The sequence below is a fragment of the Thauera phenylacetica B4P genome (genome assembly GCF_000310225.1).
Classification (GTDB): Bacteria; Pseudomonadota; Gammaproteobacteria; order Burkholderiales; family Rhodocyclaceae; genus Thauera; species Thauera phenylacetica.
Window position 1 is genome coordinate 1 of record NZ_AMXF01000142.1, and the last position, 10,408, is coordinate 10,408.

Genomic DNA, 10,408 nt, shown 5'->3' on the forward strand with positions numbered 1-10,408 from the left:
CCGGCGCGGCGCGCGCGCTGGAGATCCTGCGCAGCGAGATGGAGCGCACGCTCGGCTTGATCGGCTGCGCGCGCATGGCGGAGGTGGACGCGCGCTTCGTCGGTCGCGGCTGAACGTCGCGGGAGGGGATGGGGGAGATCAGACCCCCCAGACCACCGGCGTCTCCTCGCGCAGCGACTCTTCCAGCATGGCGAGCAGCGGCCAGGCGCGCTGGGCGAGGCCGACCGGCGCGGCCATGCCGGTGTTGCCGGCTTCCTTCTCGGCCTCCTCGCCGGCGTGGCCGCGCTGGCGTTCGAGCTCGGCCTGGCGGGCGCGCTCCTCCTCGATCGCGGCCCTGAGGCGGGCGATGGCCTCGGGGAGTTGTTGCACGGTGATGATGCCCTTGGCGTCGGCGGAGTCCTTGCCGAGGATGCCGATGAGCTTCTTCGCGGCGTCGCCGAACATGATCACGTCGGCGCTCGCGTGGGACTTGAAGGTGACCAGCATGGGGTGTCGCTCCTTTTTTACAGGCCCTTGACGGCGTAGATGCCGGGCGCGTTGCGCCAGTAGCCCTTGTAGTCCATCCCGCAGCCGAACAGGAAGCGGTCGGGGATGTCGAGGCCGGTGAAGTCCGCGCGCATGCCGGGCTTCGCCTTGCGCTCGTGCAGCTTGTGCACCAGCACCGCGGACAGCACCTCGGCGGCGCCTTCTTCCTTCAGGTGCGCGATGATGGCCTCGAGCGTATGGCCCTCGTCGAGGATGTCGTCGAGCACCAGCACCGTTCGCCCGCGCAGGTCCTGGGTGGGGCGCACGCGCCAGTCGAGCAGGGTGCCCTGGATCGCATGGCCGTAGCGCGTGGCGTGCAGATAGGCTACCTCGAGCGGGAAGGGCAGGCGCGGCAGGATGCGGCCGGCGAGGATCAGGCCGCCGTTCATCACCGCATAGACGAGCGGGTTGGCGTCGGCGAGGCGGGCGGTGATCTCGGCCGCCATGCGGTCGAGCGCAGCCTCCACGGTGGCGGCGTCGGCGAGGCAGTCGGCCTCTTCGCGCGCGCGCTTGATTTCTTCCAGGTTCAGGGACATGTCGATGAGCTGCGGGCGCTTGCCCGGTGCGAATGCTGACCCCGCATTCTAACGCCGATCCCGCTGTGCGGCCGGCGCGCCGGGCCGATGCGAAAACCCGGCGCAGACCGCGCGGATGAGGCGCTCGCGCGGGCGTCGATGCTGCGACGCCGCACGCTGTGGTTTGTGCGCTTGTGCGCCGGCCGGCGGCGCGGTAAAAGAGGCGGGTCTTCGTCCCGTCGCCCGGAAACCGCCATGTCCATCCATGAAATCCGCCACCCGCTCGTGCGCCACAAGATCGGCCTGATGCGCGAGGGCGACATCAGCACCAAGAAGTTCCGCGAGCTCACCGCCGAGATCGCCCGCCTGCTGGCCTACGAGGCGTGCCAGGACTTCCCGCTCGAGACGGTCGAGATCCAGGGCTGGGCGGGGCCGGTGCAGGTCGAGCAGATCAAGGGCAAGAAGGTCACCGTGGTGCCCATCCTGCGCGCCGGGCTGGGCATGCTCGACGGCGTGCTCGACATGATGCCGAGCGCCAAGGTCAGCGTGGTCGGCATCGCGCGCGACGAGGAGACGCTGCAGCCGGTGCCCTACTTCGAGAAGTTCGTCGGCCAGCTCGGCGAGCGCATGGCGCTGATCATCGACCCGATGCTCGCCACCGGCGGCTCCATGGTCGCCACCGTCGACATGTTGAAGCGCAAGGGCTGCACCCACGTGCGCGCGCTGGTGCTGGTGGCGGCGCCCGAGGGCATCGCGCGGATGGACGACAAGCACCCCGACGTCGACATCTACACCGCGAGCATCGACAGCCACCTCAACGAGCACGGCTACATCATCCCCGGGCTGGGCGACGCCGGCGACAAGATCTTCGGCACGCGGCACAACTGATTCCATGGCGACGGCGGACGGTGGCCCGCCGCGTCATCACCGCTTCATCGATAACGACAACCATGCCGGCTGCGCGCCACCCCGGCCGCGCGCGCCCGGCGGAGAACCCTCATGCGTGAAATCCCCATCCAGTCTGCCGAGCCCTTGTGGCGGCAGGCGATCTCCGGCGCCCAGATCCTGTTCGTCGCCTTCGGCGCGCTGGTGCTGGTGCCGCTGCTCACCGGGCTCAATCCCTCGCTCGCGCTGCTCGGCGCCGGCGTCGGCACGCTGCTGTTCCAGCTCATCACCGGGCGCCAGGTGCCGATCTTCCTCGGCTCGAGCTTCGCCTTCATCGCGCCGATCATCTTCAGCATCCAGACCTGGGGCGTGCCGGCCACCATGGGCGCGCTCGCCTGCGTGTCGCTGATGTACTTCGTGTTCGCCGGCCTGGTGTGGAAGCACGGCGCCGAGATCGTGCATCGCTACATGCCGCCGGTGGTGGTGGGGCCGATCATCATGATCATCGGCCTGTCGCTCGCCGCGGTGGGCGTCAACATGGCGATGGGGCGCAGCGGCGACGGCAAGCTCGAGCTCGTGCCCTACGCCACCGCGCTCACCGTGGCGGGGATCTCCTTCGGCACCACGGTGCTGGTGGCGGTGTTCGCGCGCGGCTTCCTGAAGCTGGTGCCCATCCTGTGCGGGGTGGGGGCGGGCTACGTGGCGGCGATCCTGTTCGGGCTGGTGGACTTTGCCGCGGTGGGTGCGGCGCCCTGGTTCGTGCTGCCGCAGTTCGTCACCCCGAGCTTCGAGCTCGCGGCCATCCTGTTCATGCTGCCGGTGGCGCTGGCGCCGGCGATCGAGCACGTCGGCGACGTGCTCGCGATCGGCGGCGTGACCGGCAAGGACTACACCGAGAAGCCGGGCCTGCACCGCACCCTGGCCGGCGACGGCGCCGGCGTGCTGTTCGCCGGCCTCGTCGGCGGGCCGCCGATCACCACTTACTCCGAGGTCACCGGCGCGCTGACGCTGACGAAGAACTACAACCCGGCGATCATGACCTGGGCGGCGGTGTTCGCGGTGATCCTCGCCTTCTTCGGCAAGTTCAACGCGCTGCTGGCGTCGATTCCGGTGCCGGTGATGGGCGGGATCATGATGCTGATGTTCGGCTCGGTGGCGGCCGTGGGCCTCAACACCCTGATCAAGGCGCGCGTCGACCTCGAGGAGCCGCGCAACCTGGTGATCGTGTCTTCGGTGCTGGTGATGGGCATCGGCGGCCTGGCGCTGAACTTCGATGGGATGACGCTGCAGGGCGTCAGCCTGTGCGGCGTCGTCGCGGTGGTGCTGAACCTGATTCTGCCGCGGGTTCGAGCCGGCGCCTGAGGATTGCGAGCAGCCCGCGCAGGAGCGGGATGGCGGTTGGCAGCAGCGCCGAGAGCCGCCCGCCCCCGCGTACCTGTCGCACGAGCAGCCAGCCGACCCAGGCGCGCTTGGCCAGCCGCAGCGTGAGCCGTGGCTTCGCGGCGAGCACGACGATCAGCGCGACCGACAGCACCGGGACCTTGTCCTTCGCCCACGCCAGGTGGTCGCGCAGCGAGTCGACGCGGTCGAGCGCGCCGTCGATCCCGGCGAGGCGCTGCGTGATGTCGGCGCGCTGGGCTTCGGCGCGTAGCTGCAGTTTCTGCTTGCGCAGCGCGAGTTCGACCTGGCGGGGATCCATGCGCGGTGCGCCTTCAGTCGGGTTTCTTCAAGGCCGCGCGGTCGCGCGCGAGCTCGGCGAGGCTGGCCGAGAACAGCTTCGTGCCGCTGCGGAAGGCGCGCGCCGCGTTGCTCGCGGCGAGCAGCCCACCGCCCAGGCAGACCGCAGTCGAGATGCCGAGCGCGAGCAGGCGGTGTTCCTCCCAGAACAGCACGGTCAGGAACACCATCAGGAACACCAGCCCGAAGCCGAGCAGTAGCCCCGCCAGCACCGTGTTGAGCGCGAGGCCGGTGAGGCGGAGCTTTTCTTCCTGGAGCTCGACCGCGAGCAGCTCCAGCCGCGTCTGCGCCGTCTGCAGGCCGGCATCGACGATGCCGTGCAGGCTGTCGGCGAGACGCGGTCTGGGCGCCCTGGGCTCGGTGCTCATCGACTCAGCGGCGGCTGACCAGCAGGCCGAGCAGGAAGGCGACGCCGGCGGCGACGCCGACCGACTGCCAGGGGTTCTCATGCACGTAGTCGTCGGTGGCGCGTACGGCCTTCTTGCCGGAGTCGACGATCGCGGCCTCGGCATCGGCGAGGCGATCCTTGGCGACCGCCACGCGGCCGTTGATGCGCGCGCGCAGGTCGTCGAGCTTGCCGCCCTGCTGGTCGGCGGTGAGCTTGAGGAGCTCCTCGGCGTCCGAGATCAGGGACTTGAGGTCGTCGACGATCTTGTCCTTGGAGGGCTGAAGGGTCGTTGCCATGATGGTTCTCCTGAGAGTGGTCGGTAAAAATGGCCTGAAGCGCTTCTTGCCATGCCTGCAGCAAGCCTACCCCGCGGGGCTCCCGCCCGCAATGAACGATGCGTAAGCGGATGCTGAAGCCGGTGTAGGCGGATGCCGCGTCGCGGGGGTGGATCGTGCGCGGGCTGGTGCGCCTGGACGCGATGCTTGGCAAAATGGAGCCGATGTCCGCGTGCACCCCGGTGCCCGCTTCCGGCCGGCATGGCACACGCCATGACGGACCCTTGTCTGCCAGGAAAGGTTTCCCGATGATCCGCAAGTTCGCTGTCACGCTCGGTCTCAGCCTCGGCCTCGTCGCCGCCTCCGCCCATGCCGGCGAAGCGATCGACACCGCGGCCTTCTTCTCTTCCACGCTCACCGGCCTCGACGGCGGGAAGGTGGCGATGGAGCAGTTCCGCGGCCGGCCGCTGGTGGTCAATTTCTGGGCGCGCTGGTGCGGGCCGTGCCGCGACGAGATCCCGGAGCTGGTGAAGCTGCGCGCCGAGCAGGGCGCGGACGGGATCGAGGTGATCGGCGTCGCGATCGAGGAGAACGACAAGCTCGAGGCGGTGAAGGACTTCGCCAAGGCCTACGACATGCGCTATCCGGTGGTGATCGCCGCCAAGGACGGCATTCCGCTGATGAAGGCGCTCGGCAATCCGCAGGCGGGGATGCCCTTCACCGTGTACATCGGGCGCGACGGCAAGGCGCTCGGCAGCAAGCTGGGCCTGGTGCGCCGCGCCGACCTCGAGGCTGCGGCGCAGGCCTTGTTGAAGTGACGGGGCGAAGGGGCGCGGGTGAGGGCTGAAGGGCCGCATTCGCGCCTGCCGGCGCTCCTACATGCCCCCGCAGCGCGACGGTTTCCTGTAGGAGCGCCGGCAGGCGCGAATACGGCAGTCCACCGATGTCGCGTGCTGCGAGCCGTGCTTCTGGCCTCGGGGGCATGTAGGAGCGCCGGCAGGCGCGAATACGGCGGTCCAGCGGCGTCGCGTGCCGAGCTCCGAATCCCGGGGCCCTACTCGAAGCGCCCTTCGTCCAGCATCACCGGCAGCGCGGCGCCGACCTCGTCGAAGCGCAGGATGCGCGCGCCCTTGTGCTCCTTGAGGAAGTCCGCGGCGTCCTCCGCGCTGGCGAGCGGGACGAACTCGTGCCCCATCGGCCCGAGCACGTCCGAGCCGACGACGTACCACGCGCCCCTGGCGTCGATCGCCTGCAGGCCGTAGTACTCGGTCACCGCGATGCGCTCGATCTGCTCGCGGCTGTGGCCGGCGGCGTACTTGCCGGGATCGTGCCAGAACTTGAACATGTCCTTGGCGCCGTCGAAGAAGTGGGCGTGGCCGTCCTTGTAGACGATGGTCGCCACCCAGTTGGGGTACTTGGCGGTGAGCATGCCGCACACCGGGCAGAGGTCCTTGGCGCCCGGTTTCGGCAGCTCGGCGGCGGGGGCCTGGGCGAGCGCGAAGCTCGTCCAGGCCGCGAAGACGAGGGCGAGCAGGGTCTTCATGACTTGTTCTGGTGCTCCATCATCTTGCGCCGACGCTCGGCGCGGTTCTTGCGGATGCGCGCGACATCGGCCGACATGTCGGTGTAGGCGGCCAGCAGCGCGCCGTCGAAGTCGGTGAGCTCGCCGCCGTTGGCTGCCTGCGAGGCCTTGGCCGCGTCGGCGTTGCCGTAGGCGACCTTGCTGCGCGCGGTCATCACGCCGGGCAGCTTGCTGCCGACCAGGAAGCTGGCCTTGTCGACCTCCACGAGTGGCTTGGTGTCGCCCTCCGCGGCGTTGTCGCCGACCCACAGCGCCTTGGGGTCGCGGTCGATGTTGAGCGACAGGCTGATCGCCGAGCAGTGCAGCGAGCAGGTGCCGTCGGCGAGGTCGTCGGCGTAATGCACGACCATGCGCGAGTGGTGGTACTGCTTGCGGTCCATGCCGCAGTACGGGCACTTGGGATACTTGGCGATGTCATCGACCTGGGGCTGCGGGTCGGGCGCGGTCCTGGGGGTGAACTGCGCCGGGGTACCGTCGCCGGCGCAGGCGGACTGGGCGTTGGCCTTGCCGGCGGCGGCGAGGCCGATGCTGGCGAGGACGGACATCTTGAGGGCTTCCCTGCGATCCATGGCTGATCTCCTTGCTCGAGTTTGGCTGGTGGACGAATGAAGGTGAGATGCGATCGATCCTGCGCGCATCCGGCGCGAGTCGCCTTGACCGTGGTCTAGCGCGCCGGCGGCAGGATGCGGTTCAGCTGGGACATTAGCAGTTTCTGATCTGCCTCGCCGAGGATCTTCCCGCCGATGCGGCCCTCGCGATCGATGAAGTAGGTGATCGGCAGGCCCTGCACGCCGTACTGGCGGGTGATCTTCGAGTCGGGGTCGAGCAGCGCGGGATAGCCGACGCCGAGCCGGGCGACGAAGGCGGCGGCGGTGGCGCGGTCCTGGGCGACATTGACCGCCAGCACCACGAGGCCGCTCGCCGCGTGCTCGCGCTGCAGGCGGTCGATCTGCGTCATGCTGTTGGCGCAGTAGCGGCACCAGTCGGCCCAGAAGTCGAGGATCACCGGCTTGCCGGCGAAGTCCTCGGGGAAGCGGTGCAGCTTGCCGTCGAGGTCCGTCGCCTCGAAGCGTGGCGCCGCGCTGCCCATCTTCGGGCCGGTGTCGGGCGTGCCGCAGGCCGCGAGCAGGGCGCAGCCAAGGGCGAGCAGGAAGGATCTCATCGGCGGTGCGCTCACTCGAGCAGGATCAGGTTGGAGCTCAGCACCATGAAGCTCGCCACCACGAGGAAGAGCGCGAAGCCCGCCGCGGCGATGCCGGCCAGGCGCGCGCTCGCCTGCGGCGCCAGCGTGGCGAGGCTGGGCCGGCGCGCGAACAGGGTCAGCACGCCGGCCGCCAGTCCCGCGGCGGCGGCGGCGAAGAGCGGGATGTAGAGCAGGTAGCCCTGGTAGTCGTATTCCGGCTTGAGGATGCAGAACGGGCAGTGGTGGTGCGGGTGCTCGTAGATATATAGCGACACGAAGGCGACGATGCCCATCAGCGCGGCGAAGAAGGCGACCACGGACGACGCACCCACCGCGAGCCCGCTCCACACCCGCCGCCCGGCGCCGCGCCAGTGCCACAGCGCGAGCAGGACCGCCGCGCCCAGGCCGGCGTAGAACAGCGCGATGGCCTGGCGTGGCGCCATCGCGCTGACCTCGCTCGCCACCGTGTCGGCCTCTTCCGAGAACATGCTGCCGCAGCACGAGGTGATCACGTCGGCCTCGAGGCGGATGAAGTAGTTGAACTGCAGGTACAGCACCAGCGCGGCGAGCGGCGCGTAGGCGAGCAGCAGCACGTACTTGAGGCGGGTGAGCGGATAGTCGCGCGCCTGGTTGTCGAGGCGGTTGATCGCCAGCCAGGTGGAGGCAAAGAAGAACAGCGCGAGCTGCGCGTAGAGCGCCGGGAAGCCGTAGGCGTTGGCGTTGAGCGCGCCCACCGCGCACATCGCGCCGACGAACATCACCGACATCTTGTCGGCGTTGAACACGAACAGCAGCGTGGACAGCACCTGCAGCCCGCACACCAGCGCCACCATCATCGAGAACAGGTAGGTGAGGCGCTCCAGGCGCAGCTGGCGCTCGCTGCCGCTGCCGAGGTCCCAATGTCGGATCAGCTGCACCGCGAAGGGCGAGGCGGTCGCCAGCATGGCCAGGCTGAGGCCGGCGGCGAGCAGCAGGGCGATGATCGCGGGCTGGAAGATCATGGCCAGGCCCTGCGCGTGTCGACGACCTCGATGAGCCGGCCGTCGCGCAGCGAATACACCCGGTCGACCACCTCGGACTCGACCACCAGCGGGTCGTGGCTGGTGAGGATCACCGTGCGCCCGGCCTCGGCCAGCCGGCGCAGGATGGCGAGGAATTCGGCCGAGAGCTTGCTGTCGAGGTTGGCGGTGGGCTCGTCGGCGACGAGGATCTCGGGGTCGTTGATGAGCGCGCGGCAGATCGCCACGCGCTGCTGCTCGCCGCCGGAGAGCCATTCGACCTTGGCATCGCGCCGGTGCGAGAGCTGCATGTCGGCGAGCAGCGCCTCGGCGCGCTCGACGAGGCGCGCGCGCGGGGTGCCGGTGGGATAGCCGGGCAGGATGATGTTCTCGATCGCCGACAGGCCGCGCACCAGGTTGAACTGCTGGAAGATGAAGCCGAAGGTGCTGCGGCGGATTTCGGTGAGGAAGCGCTCGGGCAGGCCGGAGATGTCCTCGCCCTTGAGCCGCACCCGGCCCTCGGTGGGGCGGGCGAGGCAGCCGAGGATGGTGAGCAGCGTGGTCTTGCCCGAGCCCGAGGGCCCCTTCAGCACGTTGACGCGCGCGGGCGGGATCTCCAGGTCGATGCCCTTGAGCGCCCAGTATTCGTTGTGCTGGCCCTGGTTGAAGGCCTTGCGGATGTTGGCGAGTTCAAGCATGGCCTCAGCCCCGCATCACGGTGTCGGGGTCGGTGGTGGCCGCGCGCCAGATCGGCACCAGGGTGGCGGCGGTGTAGGGCAGCACCGAGAACACGAACAGCGTCGCCACCTGCAGGCCGTCGATCTTCGGCGTGAGCGCGAAGCTCGGGTAGAGCACCGCCCAGCCCTGCAGCACCGGCGCGAAGAGCGCGAATTCGAAGTGGAACACGTGTATGTAGGCGATGACGTAGCCGAGCAGGAAGGCGAGCAGCGAGACCAGGAAGCCCTCCCAGAACTTCATCGCGATCACGTCGCCGGTCTCCCAGCCGATCGCCTTGAGGATGCCGATCTCGCGCTTCTCCTCGGCCGAGAGCCCGGCGGCCTTCTCCCAGGCGAAGATGCCGAAGGCGAGGATGGCGGCGGACAGCAGGGCGAGCATCATGCCCTCGCGCCAGTCGAAGATCGAGGCGTAGGTGCGCAGCACCTCCTCGCGCAGGATGGGGCGCGAATCGGGCAGGGCGTTGATCAGCTTGAGGCCGACGTTGCGCACCTCCTGCGGATTGGCCACCCACAGCGCGATGTCGGTGTAGTGTCCGTCCGGGTAGGCGAAGAAGCGGCGGAAGTCGGGCTCGCTCATCAGCACCAGGTCGGCATTCACCAGCTCGGACTCGTGCGCCAGCACCTCGCTGACGATGAAGGTGTGCAGTTCGCCCGAGTAGGCGCGGAAGGAGATGCCGTTGCCCTCGGCCAGGCCGCGCGAGCGCTCGAGCGCGGGGCCGACGACGATCTCGCCCTCGGGGATCCTGCGGTCGTTCGGCACCATGAAGGTGTAGTTGGCCTTGAGTACGCTGTCGTAGTAGTAGCCCCACAGCCGCCCCTCGATCTTCTGCACGCCGCGCACGCGGCCGATCTTCTCGATGTAGCCGGGCGGGATGAGGTCGTGGCGGCCGGCGATGAGGCGCTGCAGCACGACCTCGGGGGTGCCGGCGAGCACGCGGGTGGCCTCGTTGCGCAGCGCGTGGGTGTACAGCGACACCGAGGCGAGCACGAACACGAGCAGGGTGTAGACGACAAGCAGGCCGAGGCTCTTGCCCTTGCGCCGCGCCAGCGAGCTGGCGGTGAAGTCAATCAGATGGCGCTGCTTCTCGATCCAGCGGTTCATGGCGGTCCAGCAGGAGGGCAGGGGGCGGCAGCAGCGAGCCCGAGGGGAAGTGCTCGAGCGCCACCGGGTGGTCCTGGAAGGCGGAGTGCAGGTCGGCCTGGGTGAGGTGGCGGGTGTAGCGCGCCTCGGTAAACAGCACGAGGTCGGACAGGCGCAGGTCTTCGACCAGGCGCTCGGTGCGCTGCAGGGCCGGCTCGTGCGCGGCGCGCTGGAGGGTCGCGTCCACGAAGGTGGCGGCGAAGAGCGCGGCGGCGAGCAGGGTGAAGCCGAGCACGCGGTCGGAGGGACGGCTCATGCCAGGAGGCCGGCGGCGCCCAGCCCGATCGCGAGCAGGAGGCCGGAGAGGTTGGCGGCGGCGATGGTGTCGCGGATCGGCGCCACCAGGCGGGCGGGGTGCTCGGCGTCGGGGAGCAGCGCGCGCGCGGCCCGCACCGAGAACACCAGCGGCAACAGGGCGAGCGCCGCGCCGGCCGGCACCGCG

The 10,408-nt window shown here is 69.6% G+C and carries 16 protein-coding genes; 3 read left to right on the forward strand and 13 right to left on the reverse strand.

All coding sequences use genetic code 11. The annotated features are described in order from the left end of the window. Positions 1 to 138: 138 nt before the first annotated feature. Both C667_RS15565 and C667_RS15570 read right to left on the reverse strand, forming a co-directional pair. Positions 139 to 486 carry a DUF1840 domain-containing protein gene (locus tag C667_RS15565; protein WP_004368641.1) on the reverse strand — a complete coding sequence of 116 codons (348 nt, stop codon included), beginning with the start codon at positions 484 to 486 and terminating at the stop codon, positions 139 to 141. A 17-nt stretch (positions 487 to 503) separates the two neighbouring features. After that, the gene (locus C667_RS15570) at positions 504 to 1,061 is read right to left on the reverse strand and encodes a hypoxanthine-guanine phosphoribosyltransferase (protein ID WP_004368644.1); all 558 of its coding nucleotides are present in this window, start codon (positions 1,059 to 1,061) and stop codon (positions 504 to 506) included. A 234-nt stretch (positions 1,062 to 1,295) separates the two neighbouring features. Here C667_RS15570 and upp point away from each other — a divergent pair, with 234 nt between their 5' ends. Next, a complete protein-coding gene (gene upp / locus C667_RS15575) occupies positions 1,296 to 1,928 on the forward strand; it encodes a uracil phosphoribosyltransferase (protein WP_004368646.1) in 633 nt (210 codons plus the stop codon). Positions 1,929 to 2,039: 111 nt separating this feature from the next. Further along, positions 2,040 to 3,287, forward strand: a complete 1,248-nt coding sequence (locus C667_RS15580) for a uracil-xanthine permease family protein (RefSeq protein WP_004368648.1) — start codon at positions 2,040 to 2,042, stop codon at positions 3,285 to 3,287. On the opposite strand, the gene C667_RS15585 is transcribed toward C667_RS15580, so the two are convergent. Genes C667_RS15585 through C667_RS15595 form a run of 3 tightly spaced genes read right to left on the reverse strand, consistent with a single transcriptional unit; the run spans position 3,220 to position 4,346 of the window. Further along, a complete protein-coding gene (locus tag C667_RS15585) occupies positions 3,220 to 3,624 on the reverse strand; it encodes a YqjK-like family protein (protein WP_004368650.1) in 405 nt (134 codons plus the stop codon). The two genes, C667_RS15580 and C667_RS15585, sit on opposite strands and share 68 nt — an antisense overlap. 13 nt (positions 3,625 to 3,637) lie before the next feature. Continuing rightward, on the reverse strand, positions 3,638 to 4,030 hold the full coding sequence (locus tag C667_RS15590) for a phage holin family protein (RefSeq protein ID WP_004368651.1): 393 nt from the start codon (positions 4,028 to 4,030) through the stop codon (positions 3,638 to 3,640). Positions 4,031 to 4,034: 4 nt separating this feature from the next. Beyond that, positions 4,035 to 4,346 (reverse strand): ElaB/YgaM/YqjD family protein, encoded by a 312-nt coding sequence (locus tag C667_RS15595; RefSeq protein WP_004305172.1) that lies wholly within the window; start codon positions 4,344 to 4,346, stop codon positions 4,035 to 4,037. A gap of 287 nt (positions 4,347 to 4,633) precedes the next feature. Between C667_RS15595 and C667_RS15600 the strand changes: the two genes are divergently transcribed. Further along, the gene (locus tag C667_RS15600) at positions 4,634 to 5,143 is read left to right on the forward strand and encodes a TlpA disulfide reductase family protein (RefSeq protein ID WP_004368653.1); all 510 of its coding nucleotides are present in this window, start codon (positions 4,634 to 4,636) and stop codon (positions 5,141 to 5,143) included. Positions 5,144 to 5,379: 236 nt separating this feature from the next. Here C667_RS15600 and C667_RS15605 read toward each other — a convergent pair whose 3' ends face one another. From C667_RS15605 to C667_RS15640, 8 genes are all read right to left on the reverse strand, one after another. Next, positions 5,380 to 5,868 (reverse strand): nitrous oxide reductase accessory protein NosL, encoded by a 489-nt coding sequence (locus C667_RS15605; RefSeq protein ID WP_004368655.1) that lies wholly within the window; start codon positions 5,866 to 5,868, stop codon positions 5,380 to 5,382. Next, positions 5,865 to 6,476, reverse strand: a complete 612-nt coding sequence (locus C667_RS15610) for a nitrous oxide reductase accessory protein NosL (RefSeq protein WP_004368657.1) — start codon at positions 6,474 to 6,476, stop codon at positions 5,865 to 5,867. The genes C667_RS15605 and C667_RS15610 overlap by 4 nt, the downstream gene beginning before the upstream one ends. Before the next feature lie 95 nt (positions 6,477 to 6,571). Beyond that, entirely contained in the window at positions 6,572 to 7,069 is a 498-nt protein-coding gene (locus C667_RS15615) for a TlpA family protein disulfide reductase (protein ID WP_004368659.1), read from the reverse strand. 11 nt (positions 7,070 to 7,080) lie between these two features. Next, entirely contained in the window at positions 7,081 to 8,091 is a 1,011-nt protein-coding gene (locus tag C667_RS15620) for a hypothetical protein (protein WP_004368660.1), read from the reverse strand. Next, on the reverse strand, positions 8,088 to 8,786 hold the full coding sequence (locus C667_RS15625) for an ABC transporter ATP-binding protein (protein WP_004368661.1): 699 nt from the start codon (positions 8,784 to 8,786) through the stop codon (positions 8,088 to 8,090). The genes C667_RS15620 and C667_RS15625 overlap by 4 nt, the downstream gene beginning before the upstream one ends. Positions 8,787 to 8,790: 4 nt before the next feature. Then, the gene (locus tag C667_RS15630; protein ID WP_004368662.1) at positions 8,791 to 9,927 is read right to left on the reverse strand and encodes an ABC transporter permease; all 1,137 of its coding nucleotides are present in this window, start codon (positions 9,925 to 9,927) and stop codon (positions 8,791 to 8,793) included. Then, positions 9,890 to 10,222, reverse strand: coding sequence for a hypothetical protein (locus C667_RS15635; RefSeq protein ID WP_004368664.1), 333 nt, complete (start codon positions 10,220 to 10,222; stop codon positions 9,890 to 9,892). Before C667_RS15635 ends, C667_RS15630 begins: the two co-directional genes overlap by 38 nt. Next, on the reverse strand, positions 10,219 to 10,408 hold a 190-nt coding region (locus tag C667_RS15640), incomplete at its 5' end, for a hypothetical protein (protein WP_004368666.1). The genes C667_RS15640 and C667_RS15635, both read right to left, overlap by 4 nt.